This is a genomic window from Conexibacter sp. DBS9H8, from assembly GCF_023330685.1.
In the GTDB taxonomy this organism is placed as follows: domain Bacteria; phylum Actinomycetota; class Thermoleophilia; order Solirubrobacterales; family Solirubrobacteraceae; genus Palsa-465.
Map to the genome: position 1 here is coordinate 1,167,788 of NZ_CP097128.1, position 15,213 is coordinate 1,183,000.

Annotated in this window: 15 protein-coding genes; 12 read left to right on the plus strand and 3 right to left on the minus strand. The window is 68.4% G+C overall.

All coding sequences use genetic code 11. The features are described 5' to 3' along the window. Positions 1-332 precede the first annotated feature (332 nt). From M3M55_RS05460 to M3M55_RS05470, 3 genes are all read left to right on the plus strand, one after another. On the plus strand, positions 333-1,103 hold the full coding sequence (locus M3M55_RS05460; protein WP_249011816.1) for a cytochrome b/b6 domain-containing protein: 771 nt from the start codon (positions 333-335) through the stop codon (positions 1,101-1,103). 145 nt (positions 1,104-1,248) lie between these two features. Continuing rightward, positions 1,249-1,452 (plus strand): heavy-metal-associated domain-containing protein, encoded by a 204-nt coding sequence (locus M3M55_RS05465; protein WP_249011817.1) that lies wholly within the window; start codon positions 1,249-1,251, stop codon positions 1,450-1,452. A gap of 3 nt (positions 1,453-1,455) precedes the next feature. Then, positions 1,456-3,570 carry a cation-translocating P-type ATPase gene (locus M3M55_RS05470; RefSeq protein ID WP_249011818.1) on the plus strand — a complete coding sequence of 705 codons (2,115 nt, stop codon included), beginning with the start codon at positions 1,456-1,458 and terminating at the stop codon, positions 3,568-3,570. Between the two features lie 218 nt (positions 3,571-3,788). Here the strand turns inward: M3M55_RS05470 and M3M55_RS05475 are convergent, their stop codons facing one another. After that, entirely contained in the window at positions 3,789-4,373 is a 585-nt protein-coding gene (locus M3M55_RS05475; protein ID WP_249011819.1) for a class I SAM-dependent methyltransferase, read from the minus strand. A gap of 166 nt (positions 4,374-4,539) precedes the next feature. Then, entirely contained in the window at positions 4,540-4,845 is a 306-nt protein-coding gene (locus M3M55_RS05480) for a metal-sensitive transcriptional regulator (protein WP_371878729.1), read from the minus strand. 481 nt (positions 4,846-5,326) lie between these two features. Here M3M55_RS05480 and M3M55_RS05485 point away from each other — a divergent pair, with 481 nt between their 5' ends. The 9 genes from M3M55_RS05485 (at position 5,327) to M3M55_RS05525 (ending at position 14,661) form a co-directional block, all read left to right on the plus strand. Continuing rightward, positions 5,327-5,650 carry an NADH-quinone oxidoreductase subunit A gene (locus M3M55_RS05485; RefSeq protein WP_249011821.1) on the plus strand — a complete coding sequence of 108 codons (324 nt, stop codon included), beginning with the start codon at positions 5,327-5,329 and terminating at the stop codon, positions 5,648-5,650. A gap of 146 nt (positions 5,651-5,796) precedes the next feature. After that, positions 5,797-7,116 (plus strand): hypothetical protein, encoded by a 1,320-nt coding sequence (locus M3M55_RS05490; protein ID WP_249011822.1) that lies wholly within the window; start codon positions 5,797-5,799, stop codon positions 7,114-7,116. Then, entirely contained in the window at positions 7,113-8,021 is a 909-nt protein-coding gene (locus M3M55_RS05495) for a complex I subunit 1 family protein (RefSeq protein ID WP_249011823.1), read from the plus strand. Before M3M55_RS05490 ends, M3M55_RS05495 begins: the two co-directional genes overlap by 4 nt. After that, on the plus strand, positions 8,018-8,584 hold the full coding sequence (locus M3M55_RS05500; RefSeq protein ID WP_249011824.1) for an NADH-quinone oxidoreductase subunit J: 567 nt from the start codon (positions 8,018-8,020) through the stop codon (positions 8,582-8,584). Before M3M55_RS05495 ends, M3M55_RS05500 begins: the two co-directional genes overlap by 4 nt. Continuing rightward, complete coding sequence (nuoK, locus tag M3M55_RS05505; protein WP_249011825.1) at positions 8,581-8,889, plus strand: NADH-quinone oxidoreductase subunit NuoK; 309 nt, start codon at positions 8,581-8,583, stop codon at positions 8,887-8,889. The genes M3M55_RS05500 and nuoK overlap by 4 nt, the downstream gene beginning before the upstream one ends. Further along, entirely contained in the window at positions 8,889-10,703 is a 1,815-nt protein-coding gene (locus M3M55_RS05510) for an NADH-quinone oxidoreductase subunit L (RefSeq protein WP_249011826.1), read from the plus strand. Before nuoK ends, M3M55_RS05510 begins: the two co-directional genes overlap by 1 nt. A 3-nt stretch (positions 10,704-10,706) precedes the next feature. Beyond that, positions 10,707-12,188: a NuoM family protein gene (locus M3M55_RS05515; protein ID WP_249011827.1), complete on the plus strand. Its 1,482-nt coding sequence runs from the start codon at positions 10,707-10,709 to the stop codon at positions 12,186-12,188. Next, positions 12,189-13,679, plus strand: a complete 1,491-nt coding sequence (locus M3M55_RS05520) for an NADH-quinone oxidoreductase subunit N (RefSeq protein ID WP_249011828.1) — start codon at positions 12,189-12,191, stop codon at positions 13,677-13,679. 415 nt (positions 13,680-14,094) lie between these two features. After that, positions 14,095-14,661, plus strand: coding sequence for a hypothetical protein (locus tag M3M55_RS05525; protein ID WP_249011829.1), 567 nt, complete (start codon positions 14,095-14,097; stop codon positions 14,659-14,661). Between the two features lie 114 nt (positions 14,662-14,775). On the opposite strand, the gene M3M55_RS05530 is transcribed toward M3M55_RS05525, so the two are convergent. Further along, positions 14,776-15,177, minus strand: coding sequence for a cytochrome c biogenesis CcdA family protein (locus M3M55_RS05530; RefSeq protein ID WP_249011830.1), 402 nt, complete (start codon positions 15,175-15,177; stop codon positions 14,776-14,778). Positions 15,178-15,213: the final 36 nt, after the last annotated feature.

Below are 15,213 nucleotides of genomic sequence, written 5' to 3' on the forward strand. Positions count from 1 at the left end.
ATGAAGACCCGAAGACACGCTCCGATCAGGCCGCGGTGGTCACTCTGTAGGTTCCTCGTGTGGCACGAGCACCAGCGGGCGTCTTGAAACGGCGTTGAAGGATCGATCTGCCTGCTCCCCCACGGGTTGCGCTGTGGCAGAGGTTGGGCATGGTTCGCGTGAGCTGCCTCGTCGTTTCAGGGGCAGAGTCGTCTACAGGTCCGGACCGGTGGTGGTTGGGACTACGTGCGCTGGGGTGGTTAGCTCGCCGGAGACGGGATTTTCGGAGAGACGAGGGTATGACCGAGACGCCTGGGTCGGTCGCTCCAACGGCTAGGGGTGATCCCGGGCACGTGAGGCGCTTCACTGCGACCGAGCGCGTGCTGCACTGGATCCACGCTGCCGCGTTCGGGGTGATGCTGGCGAGCGGCGTGACGCTGTACCTGCCCGCCCTGGCTGGCGTGGTCGGCTCACGGGAGGCGGTCACATCGGTGCACCTGTTTGCCGTTGGCGGCTGGATCGGGGCGCTGCTGGGGGTGTGTGCGCTCGGGAATCGGCATGCGCTGCGGAAGACGCTGTCGGAGCTCGAGTGGTTCGACGCCGACGACGGGCGCTGGCTGCGCCGCAGGAGCGCATCGCAGGGGCGATTCAACGCGGGTCAGAAGCTTCACGCCATCGTGCAGACCGCGTTCGCAGTCCTGTTCTTCGTCTCCGGGACGCTGTTGTTGCTCGGCGAGCACGACACGGCGCTGCGTCTGCCGGGCACGATTGTCCTGCACGACGGGCTGACCGTGGCGGCGACCGTGCTCGTCGCCGGGCACATTTACATGGCGCTCGCGCGGCGGACGACCCGGCCGGCGCTGCGCGGGATGATTTTCGGGACGATCGACGCCGCGTGGGCGCGGACGCACCACTCGAAGTGGACGCCATCTAGGGACGAGGAGCTCGCGCGTCGTGGGCCGCTTGATCGGAGGATGTCCGCGCTGCTGCTCGTGCTGGCCATCGGGGTGCTCGTGGCAACTGTGATTCTTGTCCCTGCGACGGGCGACGGGCGACGGGCGGCGGGCCGCGGTAGCAGCGGGGAGGGCGAGGCCGCCGCCTTGACTGGGCCGCGGGGGTCTTAGCCCGTGCGCTGGCTCTGAGCTGAGCCGTCATCGTCACCGCGCCCAAGCCGATTCGGCGGACGAAGTGTTCTAGACTGATACCCCCTTGGGGTACACCACGTTTGATGCGATGACGTGGTTCAACCATCACCGACCGGAGGTTGCGATGAGCGAGACGATGACCTACACCGTGCCCGCGATCCACTGCTCGCACTGCGAAGCGGCGATCAAGCGCGAGGTCGAGCCGATCGACGGGGTCAAGTCCGTCGAGGTGGATCTGGAGCACAAGCTGGTGAGGATTTCCGGCGATGGGCTGGAGGACCCGGCATTGCGTGCTGCGATCGATGAGGCCGGCTTTGAAGTGGCCTGAAGCATGAGCATCGTCGACCAGCCAGCGGTCGGTGGCCTCGGTGAACGTCAGCGGACGGAGCTGGCGCTCGAGGGGATGACCTGCGCGTCGTGCGCGGCACGGATCGAGCGCAAGTTGAACAAGCTCGAGGGGGTGAGTGCGTCGGTCAACTACGCGACCGAGCGTGCGGCAGTCGATTACGACTCGGCGCAGACCGGGCTTGATCGGCTGATACAGGCCGTTGAGGCCGCAGGCTATCGAGCGCGGCTGCTCGACGAAGCGACAGAAGAGGGCCGTGGCGGCGGCCTCGGGTCCCGGCTGGCGGTGGCGGTCACGCTGACGGTGCCCGTGGCGCTGGTCGCGATGGTCGCGCCCCTCCAGTTCGCGGGGTGGGAGTGGCTGGCTCTGGCGCTGGTGACACCGGTCGTGTGGTGGTGCGGGTTTGGTTTCCACCGGGCTGCAGTCGTGGGCGCGCGTCACCTGAGTGCGAGCATGGACACGCTCGTGTCGCTGGGAACGGTCGCGGCGTGGACCTGGTCGACTGTCGTGCTGATTGGCGGGATCCCCGCCCAGACGTATTTCGAGGCGGCTGGGGTGATCACGACGCTGATCCTGCTCGGACGCTGGTTCGAGGTGCGCGCCAAGCGTCGATCCGGCGCGGCGATCCGGGGCCTCCTTGAACTGGGGGCCAAGGAGGCACGAGTTCTGCGCAATGGAGAGGAAGTGCTTGTGCCGGTCAACCAGTTGGCGGTTGACGACCTGTTCGTGGTGCGGCCGGGGGAGAAGATCTCCACCGACGGCGTTGTGGAAGAGGGGGACTCGGCCGTGGACCAGTCGATGCTGACCGGCGAGTCACTACCGGTCGAGATATCTCCCGGATCCGATGTCGCCGGCGCCACGATCAACACCTACGGCCGGCTGCTGGTAAGGGCCACTCGTGTGGGTGAGGAGACGGCGCTGGCGCAGATTGCCCGGCTGGTCTCACAGGCGCAGACGGGAAAGGCACCTGTGCAGCGGCTCGCCGACCGCGTTGCGGCGGTGTTCGTGCCTATCGTGATCGTCCTGGCCTTGGCCACGTGGGCGGGGTGGCTGCTGTCAGGTGCCGGTGCGGCGCACGCGTTCACCGCGGCCGTGGCGGTTCTAATCATCGCCTGCCCGTGCGCGATGGGGCTGGCGACACCAACGGCGCTGATGGTAGGCACCGGGCGCGGCGCCCAGCTAGGGATTCTGATCAGAGGCCCGGAGATCCTCGAGCAGACCCGCCGCGTCAGCACAATCGTGCTGGACAAGACCGGCACGATCACCGAAGGAAAGCTTGAGCTCGTCTCGGTCCGCCCGCTGAACGGCGCCGGGAGAGCCGAGGCGCTGCGGCTCGCTGCCGCGGTTGAGCAAGCCAGTGAACATCCAGTCGCCCGAGCAATCGTGACCGCGGCACGCGCCGAATTCGGGGCGTTACCGGCGGTAGAGGGCTTCAGAAACCAGCCAGGGGTGGGCGTGAGCGGGGTTGTCGAGGGGCGAGAGGTGCATGTCGGTCGCGGCGCTGGGGGAATCGAGGTCAGCTGGGAAAACCTTCCCCGCGCCGTATTCATAGTCAGCGACAACGTCAAGCCAACGAGCCGCCAGGCGATCCAAGAGCTGAAGGATCTCGGGTTGACACCAGTGCTGCTAACCGGTGACGCATCCGGCGTTGCCCGGCAAATTGCCAGCCAGGTTGGAATCGAGCAGGTCCTCGCCTCGGTGCTGCCAGATGGCAAGGCAGCCGAGGTCCGCCGCCTCCAGGAGCAGGGCGAGATCGTGGCCATGGTCGGTGATGGCGTCAACGACGCTCCCGCCCTCGCCCAGGCAGATCTCGGCCTCGCAATCGGTACGGGAACAGACGTCGCGATCGAGGCCTCTGACCTCACCCTGGTCTCGGGAGACCTGCGTGCGGCGGTCGACGCGGTCCGCTTGGCACGCAGCACCCTGAGCACGATCAAGGGCAACCTCTTCTGGGCGTTTGCCTACAACGTGGCGGCGATTCCCTTGGCGGTCGCTGGCGTGCTCAGCCCGATGACAGCCGCAGCCGCGATGTCGCTCTCCAGCGTCTTCGTCGTTACCAACAGCCTGCGCCTGCGGCAGTTTCGCAGCGTCCGCAACTGACGTGGGGAGCCGCGGCGACCGGGAGGCGCGCCGAAGGCCCGTCCGATGCCTTTGTGCCTCGCGATCCTGCTTCGCCTACCAGCCGCCTTGTTGTGGCTCGATGCGACCGATTGGATGGAGCAGTTACGGAGAATGCTCAGTTCGGATGCCCTGTAGGCATCGCAGCAAAGGAGCCGGAGCGACCCCGCCGGCGGCTGAGCGCGGCACTTCACGCGGGCTCAGCTACCGCTCACCCACAGCTGCTCCAGCCAGCCGAACGGGGTGCGAACGCGCTGTTCTATCTGCACTTCCCCCAGTCCGACGGCAGCGAGAAGCTCGTGCCAGCGTCCGGTCCGATGGTCCTGTGTCCCGGAAGAGCCATCGAGCAGCTGTAGCGCCAAAAAGCCGGCGCTGGACAACGGGTCGGCTGGAGAGCCCCAGTCCACGATGTGCAGCTGCCCGTCCGCCCGCAGGCAGCGTTTGGCCTCGCTGAGGACCGTGCGTTTTCCCTCGCCCGAAAGGTGGTGAAGGACGAGTACGAGCAGCATGCGATCGACGCTACCGTCTGGGAGTTCCACTGCCCGCGCATCTCCGAGGCGGAGGTCGAGCATTTCGGCACCCGGTTTGCGGGCGGCAATCGCGATCGCGTCGGGGTCGCCGTCAATGCCGATGATCTGCAGGTCCGGCCGTTCGCGGACCAGAGCAAGAGACTGAGTTCCGGTTCCGCAGCCGAGATCGACGATTACACCGCCATCCTTTAAACTCTCGAGCACGGCATGGGTGAGCGCGGGCCGCCAGACGCCCTCGCGCATCGTGAGGGCCATCACCCTGTCATAGATCCCGGTGAAGGCGGCACGGCCGGCAGCCGGCACGTATCTCGGAGGCGACGTTGGCAACGAGCCCGGAGGTTATACCCCCGCCAGGGGCAGCAGCGATCGACATTCCTCTGGGTCTCCAGCTATCCAGCGGGGCGCCGGGCAGTCGTGATACTCAGCCGCGGCGCATCAGGCGTCCTACGGCCGCCATCATCTCTTTGGTTTTCTCGTCGCGATCCTCGAGCGCCTCGGCACCGAGAACGCAGTGATGGGCATGCTGATCGAGCAGCCCGAGTGCGACCTTGTCGAGTGCTGCCTGAGCCGCGGAGATCTGGGTGAGGATGTCGATGCAGTAGCGCTCGTCATCGACCATCTTCTCGACCCCGCGCACCTGCCCTTCGATCCGCCGCAGCCGGGCTTTTAGCTGATCCTTGGTCGCGGAGTAGCCCCGGGGCGTGGGTTCCTCGCTCACGTCGCACATGGTAGCCCATACCCTAGGGGGGTGTGCTAGGTTCGTGCAGTGCTGACCGTCAGCTGCCCGCGAAGCACATTCTGGCCCACCTTCGTGCTCGCTGACCTCGCCGTCATGGCGCTGACCGACGCTCACGGCGACGGCTTCACGACCAGGTCTCTCGAGGCTAAGCAGCCGAAGGACGTCGCCGAGCCGGTCTCGTTGTTCTCGCTCACGCTAGCCGCTCAACCAGCCGCGGCGCGCCTTCCGACGATCGAGCCTGTCTGCCGCCTGGCCGTCCACCCGCTGACGGCAGCGAGCACCGCGCTCACGAAGAGCACGCCTACACCTTCTGCTCAGCCGAGTGCGCCATCGTCGTTGATGGAGATTCCGCGCGCTCTGCACCCGCCACCGCGAGGCAGAGGGGCAGTTGCCCGTCGAGCGGGACGCGCACCCGCGTCACGACAGGCGCGTCACGTGGGTGCGGCCTTCTCAGGAGCAACTGGCTGACGTGAGGGCGGTTGGGCTGCTCTTCGTGCTGATGGCGCTCGTCGTTGGGCTGCTGGCGGCGGCGTATGCGGCGACGCTGCTGCGCCGTGGCGTGCGCAGAGTTCGTGCGGGTGAGCGGCCGTCGTGGCCTCGGTACCACGTCCGCTTCTACTCGTTCGCGCTGCTGTTCATCGCCTTTGACATGGAGATGGCCTACATGTATCCGTGGGCGGTGGTATTCCGCGCGATGGGCGTGATTGCCTACGGCGAGGTCGGGTTCTTTCTCACGGTCCTGGGACTTGGAATCCTTTACGCCTGGCGTGAGGGTGCGCTGGAGTGGTCCTAGCGTCCGCCGCTCGGAGTACCGCCTCCCCGGCCCTGATCGTTCCCGACGAGCAGTCGTGGCTCGTTTGGGGGTTCGACCCGGCGTCGGATGGGCTTGAACCCGTGCTCGACTGGGGAGCAGTGCGGGGAGTGCTGGTCCCTGACCCGATGCCGGCGGTGCTGGGGGCGCCGCTGGCCGCCTGCCTGAGCGAGCTGGCTCCGACGGCGCCGGTCATGCACCGTCCAGTTTCGGAGCTGGCGAGATCGGTGGCTGCGGCGGAGGAGGACGTGGGGCACGGAAATGATCGCGCGCACGACCACGCCAACCACCGCCACGGTCATGGCGACCACGGTGGCGGCGGAGACCACGGTGACGGCGGCGACCACGGTGACGGTGGCGACCACGGTGACGGTGGCGACCACGGTGACGGTGGCGACCACGAGGACATGATGGCGATCACGGGCGAGCCGTCTGGCGATGGTTTGGTGATGGAGTCGATCGATGTCTCGCTTGGGCCGCTGATGAGCCCGATGGTGGCGGGGCTCGTAGCCGAGGTGACCCTCGATGGGGATGTGGTGGCGCAGTGCACCCTGCGAGCGCTCCTGCGCCAGCCTGCCGTCCGGCTGAAGCCGGGCGGTCCGCCTCCCGATCCGCTTGAGCCGCGTGCCTGGGCGGCCGTGCTCGCGAGCGCGGCGGCTGCCGGCGAGCCGCCTGACACAGCCGGGGTGTGGCTGCGGATGGTGCGTGTCGAGATCGAGCGGGCGACCAGTCACCTGGCCTGGCTGCGCAGCTTGGCGCGGCTGCTGGGTTGGGGTGAACTGGTGAAAGCGACGCGTGTCGCCGTCGCTCCGCTGCTCGCTGCGCAAGCGTCGCTGGCCCGCCAAGGAGGGGCGGATCGGGTGTCTGTTGGTGCTGTCGCCATCGAACCGGGTGACGAGCTCGCGGCTGTACGGGAGCTGGAGCTGGCGTCCGAAGCTCTGGCCCGACTGCAGCGTCTGTGTGCCGGCCGTCGGCTGGCCAGCCGGACAGCGGGGCGAGGCGTTGTGGGCGCGGCCGAGGCACGTGCGGCCGGCCTGACCGGTCCGGTTGCCAGGGCCTCGGGTGTCGGTGGAGATGCTCGCAGCGAGGATCCGCTCTATCGCGAGCTGGGGTTCGAACCGGTCTCGGGCCAGGGCGGAGACGCGCTGGCCCGGACGTTGCTGCGCGTCGCGGAGTCGGTTGCCGCGGTCGAGCTGGCTCGTGGGTCGTTGGCCCATGCCTACAGCGGCCGGCCCGGGCGGGGCGATGCGCAAGCCGAGTGGGTGACGTTGGAGGGACCGCGCGGGCCGCTGCGCGCCCGCCGCGTCGGCGATTGCTTGAGGGTCGATGCGCCGGGGCGGGAAGCGGTGCTGCGGGTGGCCTCCCGGGCGGCGGTCGGGCTTGAGTGGGGCTCCGCGCTGGTGGTGCTGGCCTCCTTTGATCTTTCGGGTTGGCAGGTGGGACCGTGAGCTACTTCACTCCGCTGGCGGTGGTCGGGTTGGCGTTGGCGGCGGCGCCCGGGGTCTGGCTTCTTGAGCAGCTGGTGGCGGGCCAGCGTCCGGCGCCGGGACGCGCATTGCGGGATCTGCGGATCATGCTCGGGTCGCCGTTGCAGCGGCCGGAGAGCTGTGATAGCGCGCTGTTTCACCTCGCCCCCTCCCTGCTGGTGCTAGCTTCGGTGGTGGCGCTGGCGACGGTTCCGTGGGCGCCGGGGTTCCGCGGGATTGACCTGCAGGCGGGGGCGCTGCTGTTCGTCGCGGCGCTGGCGTATGTGACGCCGGCAATGGTGATGGCGGGCTGGGGTGCGGGGCGGCCGCTGGCGGTGCTCGGTGGCTTCCGGTGGGTGGCGCTGATGCTGGCTTACGCGATGCCGCTGGCGATGGTGATCACGTCGGTGGCGGCGCCCGCGGGGTCCCTGCGCCCGACCGACATTGTCCGCGTTCAGCACGCGGTGCCGATGGCGGTGGCACAACCGCTGGCGCTGGCGTTGTGGCTGCCGGCGGTCACAGCTGTCTGCTTTCTGCCGCCGTTTGACCTGCCACAGGCCGGTGGGGAGCTTTTCGGCGGAGTGTTCGCCGAGTACCGAGGGCTTGACCTGGCGCTCGTGGCGCTGGCTCAGCGCGTGCTGCTGCTGGCGGTCTCGGGGATGACGGCGGCGCTGTTTCTGGCTGGCTGGGAGTGGCCGCTGTTGCCGCCGGCGGTGTGGATGGGCCTCAAGACAGCGGCGGTGGCGTGGCTGCTGCTGTGGGCTGGGCGGCGTTTCCCGCGGGTCGCGGTCGACCGGGCACTGTCGTTGGCGTGGAGGGTCGCCAATCCGCTGTCGATGCTGGCGATCGTGTACGCAGGCCTGCTGACGTTGTTGTTCTATCGATGAGCGATCTCGCTACCGCGATCGTGTTCTGGCCGGCCGTGGGCCTGATGCTGGCGGCTGCCGTGTTCGTGTTCATCACCAGCTCGATGGCGCGCGCCGGGTTGCTGCTGCTCGCGTCGCTGGCGATCGAGGGGCTGGTGTTCCTTGCCCTGGGCAGTCGCTTTCTAGGGTTTCTGCAGCTGTTGATGATGAGCGGTGAGATGGTGATCATGGTGTTCTTCATGGTCATGTTCATGCCAGACCCCGGGGGGTTGATGGGTATGGACATGACCCACGACAAGCGCCGCTCGGCGACGGTCGCGGTGGCGGTCACGGCTGCGCTCGGGCTGGTGGCGGTGCTGACCGACTGGCCGGCGCGGGTCGTCGGCCGTGGCGCGCCTGACGTTCGTGCGATCGGTTTTGAGGTGATGGGCCGCTCGATGATCAGCTTCCTGTTCGCCGGGATGACAATTCTGCTAGCGATGGTCGGCGGGGTGCTGCTGGCCAAACATGGTGGCCGCTTCGGTCTGCCGGCGGCCGGTGACGAGCAGAGCGGCGAACACAGCCCGCCGGAGGAGCGATCTTGATCTCGCTGCCGGTCGTTTTGGCGGTTGCCGCGCTGCTGTTCGGCGTGGGCGTCTACGGAGTGCTTGGCCAGACGAACACGATCATGATCATCATGGGTGTCGAGCTGATGCTGGGGGCGGCGATGCTCAACGTCGTGGGGTTCCTGCGCTACTCCCATCCGCACGCCACCAGCGGGGACTTCTTCGTGCTGGTGTTGATGACGCTGATGGCACTAGAGGGCGCGGTCGGGTTCGCACTGGTCGTCAGCGTGTTCCGCAGCCGCCGCACCTCAGAGGCCGACGACCTGACGGAGCTGAGCGGCTGATGACCGTGCTGCTGTGGCTCTCAGTCGGGCTGCCGGGCCTGGGCGCGCTCGTCGTGCGGCTGACCGGCCGGCGCAGCCCCTCAGTAGCCGGCGCCGTTGCTGTTGCCTCGGCCGTGCCTCCGGCTCTGCTATTGGCCGGCGCGGCGACCGGCAGCCGGGCAAGCAGCGACTTTCACTGGCTGCCCGGCGAAGGCCTTGGAGTGGGGCTGCGGCTCGATCCACTCTCGGCCGCGATGGCCGCGACCGTCGCCGGTGTCGGCGCAGTCGTGCTGGTCTACTCGATCGGCTACTTCGCCCGCGATGAGCGGCGGGCTTCGGCCCTGTCGGGGCTGCTCGCGTTCTTAGCGGTGATGCAGGGGCTGGTGCTGGCCGACGGCTACCTGGCTCTGCTGATCTTCTGGGAGCTCGTCGGCGCACTCTCGGCGCGCCTGATCGCCTACACCCGCGAGGATCCGGCGGCACCCCCGGGGGCGGTGCGGGCGTTCCTGACGACCCGCAGCGCTGATGTCGGGTTCTATCTTGCGGTGCTGGCGCTGTTCACCGCAACGGGGTCGCTGGCGTTCGGTCAGCTCCGGCCGGGGGGCGGGCTGGGCGCGATCGTCGGAGCCGGACTGGTCCTGGCGGCGATCGGCAAGAGCGCGCAGGCGCCGCTTCAGAACTGGCTGGCGGGGGCGATGGCAGGTCCGACGCCGGTGAGCGCGCTGCTGCACTCGTCGACGATGGTCGCCGCGGGCGTGTATCTCCTGGTGCGCTCGCGGATGCTGCTGGCCGGTTGGCCGCTAGAGCTTGTCGGCTGGGTGGGCGCGGTGACCGCCGTGGCGGCCGCGGTGATCGCGCTGGCGCAGCGCGACCTCAAGCGCGTGCTGGCCGGCTCCACCGCCAGTCAGCTCGGGTTGATGTTCGTTGCCGCCGCCGCGGGTGCTCCGGCCGTGGCGATCTTCCAGCTGGTCACCCACGCAGTGGGCAAAGCCGGGCTGTTCCTGGCCACCGGCGTCTTCCAGCACGGTCGGGACTCGGTTGCGCTGGAGCAGCTGCGCGGCGCCGGACGCGACGACCGGCCGGCGTTCGCCGGCTTTGTCATCTGCGCCCTGTCGATCGCCGCGGTCCCGCCGCTGGCGGCGTTCTGGAGCAAGGATCACATCGTCGCTGCCGCGCAGCCGAGGACGGCTTGGTTCGTGCTCGTGTTGCTGGCGGCCGCCGGCAGCTCAGCGTATCTGCTGCGCCCGGCGCTGATCCTGTGGGATCGCGCCGGGGCGGGGCGCTCAAAGACGGGGGCCGGGCGGATGTGGATGCTCTGCGGGGTCGCGGCGCTGTCCGTCGCTTCGTTGGGCGGCGGTGTGCTCGGCGGCCCGCTCGCGCGGCTGCTCGGAGCTCGCTCGCTTCCAAGCACCGGCGAGAGCCTCGCGCTGTCGCTGGCGGCGCTAGTTGGCGGCGGCGTGATCGTGCTGCTCGCGCCGCGCGTTCCCGCGGCGGTGCGCGGTGCCGCCGAGCACCAGCTCTACACGCCGGCGCTGCAGCGCCTCGCGGTCGAGGTCCCGGTCGCGACGACCTCCAGGCTGCTTTCGGCGTTCGAGCTGCGCGGGCTCGATCGTGGCGTCGATGCCGCCGCTGCTGCCACCCTTGCCGCCGCGCGCGCGTCGGAGTGGATCGAGCGCCGTGGTGTCGATGCCGCCGTCGACGGCTTGGCCGCGGCGGTTGGTCGCGGCGGCGCGGCGAGCCGTCGGCTTCAGTCCGGGAGGCTGTATGAGTACCTGCGCGACGCGGTGCTCGGCGCAGTCGCGGTTGCGGTGATCGTGGCATTGGCGGCGCTTTAGCTGATGCCGTGGCTGAGCCTCTCGATCGCGGTACCGCTGCTGGCCGCGCTGCTGTGCGCGCTGCTGCCAGCTTGCGCTCGTGGTGCCCCGCGGCTGCTGGCGCTCGGTGCGACCGCGGTCAGCCTGGCCTGCCTGGCGGTCACCTGGGCTCGATTCGATACCGGACGGGGGATGCAGCTGGTCGAGCACGCCGCCTGGATCCCGACGCTGGGGGTCTCCTGGCGGGTAGGGGTGGACGGAATGTCGCTGGCGTTGGCGTCGCTCACCGTGGTCCTGTTTGCGGTCAGCATCGTCTACGGCGTCGGTCCGCGGCCGCTGTCGCGCGCGGCGGCCGGGATGCTGCTGCTGCTCGAGGGCTCGACGCTCGCGTTCTTCCTGGCTGAGGACTTTGTCGTCTTCTACGTCGCCTTTGACCTGACACTGGTGGCGATGTACTTCCTGATCGCGCTGTGGGGGGAGGAGAACCGTCGCTACGCCGCGATCAAGTTCTTCCTCTACACGCTGGTCGGCTCGCTACCGGTGCTGCTCGGAATCATCGCGCTCTACCTCGACTCATCACCGCACACCTTCGACATGATCCGTCTCGCGCGCGAGCACCCGCTCGCTGGCGACGGGCTCAGCGCGTCGCTGGTGTTCCTGGCGTTTTTCGTTGGTTTCGCGATCAAGACGCCGCTGGTCCCGTTTCACACCTGGCTGCCCGCCGCACACGTCGAGGCGCCGACCTCCGGGTCGGTCCTGCTCGCGGGCGTGCTCCTGAAGATGGGGGCCTACGGGCTGATCCGGGTGAACCTGCAGATGCTGCCGGGGGCGTTTCATCGCTACGCGCTGGCGGTGGCGCTGCTCGGGCTGGTCTCAGCGCTCTACGGTGCGCTGCTGGCGCTGGCCCAGAGCGATTTGAAGCGGCTAATCGCCTACACCTCGATCAACCACATGGGCTACGTCGTGATCGGCGTCGCGGCCGCGGCCGCGACGGGAATCTCCGGGCGAGCAAGGAACCTCGCGATCGATGGCGCGGTGCTGCAGATGATCGCCCACGGCCTGGTCACCGGCACGCTGTTCTTCGTCGCCGGGTTTATCAAGGAGCGGGCCCATACGCGCGATTTGCGACAGCTCTCGGGGCTGCTGCGCGCGATGCCCTGGTACGGCAGCCTGACCGCCCTGGCATTTTTCGCCTCGCTCGGGCTTCCCGGGCTCGCCCAATTCCCCGCCGAGCTTGAGATCTTCCTCGGCACCTTCGACGTCTACCCGGCGATCGCGTCAGTCGCAGTGGTGGGGATCGTGCTCACAGCCGCGCTGTTCCTCCGCGCGCTACAGCAAGCCTTCATGGGCGAGCTGCCCGAGCGCCTCGCGCGGCTTCCCGACCTTCGCCGCCGCGAGGTGATGGCGGTCGCACCGCTGGTTGCGCTATTCGTTGCACTCGGGCTCTACCCCCGCCTCGTGCTCTACGTGATCGACTCTGCCCACTGGCTCGCCGGCGGGCTCTAGATGAGCCCAAACGGCGGCACCTTCACCCAAGCCCAGCGCGCCGAGCATGAGATGCTCAAGGAGCTCGTCTGGCTCTCCCCGATCGGCGCGCTGACGCTCGCGGCAGCCGGAGCGGTCCTGCTGGCCATCGTGCTCCCCCACCGCCGCCAAGCGCTCGTCGCATGGTGGGTGGGAGCCATGCATCTGGCCGCCGCCGGCCTGGCCGCGTACGTGTGGCTCGACCGCGGGTTTCGCCTCACGATGTCCGGCACGATCGCCGTCGACGGGCTCTCGCTTGTGTTCACCGCGCTGGTCGGAGTAGTCGGCGCCGTTTGTGTAGCGCTGCTGCGCCCCGCGGTCGCCGGCACTGATCGGGAGGGGGAGCTCTACGCGATGCTGGCGTTCGCCTCGCTGGCCGCCGTAGTGCTCGGCGCCGCCGCCGACGCCGCACTGCTGGCGCTGGCGCTGGCCGCCCTGGGCCTCGCGACGTTCGTGATGACCGGCTACCGGCGCGCCTCGCCCACGGCGGGCGAGGCATCGATCAAGTACTACATCTTTGGCACCGTCTCAGGCGCCGCAATGGTCTACGGCCTCTCCTGGTGGTTCGGCCTCGGCGGCTCGACCAGCTTCGCCGTGATCGGCCGTGCTCTTCCGCACGCTCCGGCCGTCGCCGTGATCGCCTCCACCACCCTGGTGCTGGTCGGGCTCGGCTATAAGGCGGCTCTGGTCCCGTTTCACTTCTGGACTCCCGACGCCTACGACGGCGCGCCGCTGCCGGTCGCCGCCTACCTCTCGGTCGTGCCCAAGCTCGCCGGGCTGATCGCCCTCGCCCGAGTGATGATGCTCGCACTGCCCCACAACACCGTCGGGTGGCCAACGGCGATCGCCGTGATCGCCGCCGCCACGATGACGCTCGGCAACCTCGCCGCCGTGGCGCAGCGCAACGTCGTTCGCCTGCTCGCCTACTCCTCGATCGCCCAAAGCGGCTACCTGCTGATGGGAGTGGCCGCGCTCGGCCACTCCCATCTAGGCCTCGCCGCCCTCGTCTACTACGCGCTTGCCTACGCCGCCACTAATCTCGCAGCGTTTGCTGTCGTACAAGCGGTGCAGCGCGAGCGTGGTTCGGCCGACCTCGACGCCTTCCGCGGCCTCGGGCGCAGCCACCCTTGGTGGACCGCCGCACTCGTGCTCTCCTTCCTGTCGCTGCTCGGCCTCCCGCCGCTCTCGGGTTTCTTCGGCAAGCTCGAAGTGTTCAAGGCCGCAATCGGCGCCGGCCAGGCATGGCTCGCCGTCATCGCCATCCTCAACACGGTCGTCTCGCTCTACCCCTACCTACGCGTCATCGCGCCAGCCATCCTCGACCCGCCCGACCCGGCTTCTCTCCCCGCTCGGCGCTCGGCGCCGCTGTCCCTCGCGCTCGTCGTCGCCACGACCGCGACCGTCGGCTTCGGGCTCCTCGCAGAGCCGCTCGTGAACCTTGCCGACCATGCGCGCATGCTCACCGGCGGATGACTGTCGCAACCCGCTCTGTGCGTCTCGTCCCTGCCTCATCCGTAAAGCTGAGGAACTTCTACAGATGAACGACGGCTCACGTCTCCCACCTTCACGGGTTGAGTCGGCTGGGATCCGGCCTGCCTCTCGCATCCCCGACGATGAAGCTGGTTATCCACGGACGCCGTCAAGGCCACGCGCCACCCGCTCGGCTACCGGGCTCACCGCCATCGCAGCCCTGGTCGGCGTGCTCCTCATCGCTGCCCTGGCAGACGCCACCCTACAGCGGCCAGCTACGGGCTACCGATCACCAGCAGCGCTGCTGACTGCGCTCGTCACTGGCGCAGCGGCAGGCCTGATCTCGCTGTTGGGCGTCGCACTCCTCCACCGGATGCTCCGGGGTGGGGGTCGTTCGCGACGGTCACTGTGGCGCTCGATGACCGCATGGTCGAACATCGGGCTACTCTCCGCAGCGTTCATCGTCGCCGCCGCCGCTCCCCACATCGGCGCCGGGGTCGCCGGGCTGGCGAGCGGAACCCGCGCAACTCAAACGGTGGAACAATCCGCTTTCAGCGGATGGCAGCAGACTGTCATCCCGATCGTGCTCTCCTACGACTCAGCGATAAGGGTCGATGCAGCATTGAGCAACGGCTTGCCATCGCGCGGTTTGCATCACCTGCTCGCCGCTCTGCACCAGTCGGAGAACAAGCTTGCCGACGCCCAGCACAGGCTGCATCTCAGCACCACCCGTCAGAACACCCCCGGGCAGCTGGCCAGCCTGACCGCGCAGCTCGGCCGGTCGGTCACACTCGGGGAGCTCGCTCAGCACACCCTCGCCCAAGCTGTACGTCGGGCGCTCGAAGGTTCGAGGGGCAATGTTCGCGCAACGGCTGCCGGCTTGCTGAGAGCCGGAGTGAAACAGCTACACGCTTCGCAGTCTGACATCTACACGTTCTCACTTCAGGCCAACAAGCTCGGCGCAGCCCTGTCGGCGAAGCCGTAGCCAAAAGCAATGAAGACGTACCAGTGTCAAGGATGCACTGCAGACACTGAGAGGAGGCGGTTAGGCGCGAGGCCAGCGCAGTCCCAGGGGTTCAGTTTGTCGAGGTAGGGACGCCTAGACGCTCTGGAAGAAGTTCAGGTTGAAGTGGCTGAGGAACTGCTGTGCCTGGATGTTGAGCTGGAACAGCTCCCCGGTGAGTACCAAGTACCCCATCCCGATCAACACCAGTCCTGAGCCGACCTGGATCGCGGAGTAGTGGCGTTTGAAGAAAGTAAATGCTCGTGTTGCTGCGTTGAAAGCAACTGCAGAGAACAGGAACGGCAACGCCAGTCCGGCCGAGTAGACGGCAAGCAGCAGCCCGCCCTTAGCTGTCCCGCCCGCCGTGGTGGCGAGCCCGAGAATCGCCCCCAGCGTAGGGCCGACGCAGGGTGTCCAAGGCGAGCGCGAACGCCGCTCCGGCGACGACGGGGCTGCCCCGGCCCGCACGTTGGAGCAGTGCGGGCGGGCGAAACTCACGATTGAGGCGCAGGACGAACACGGAGGCCAGGAACA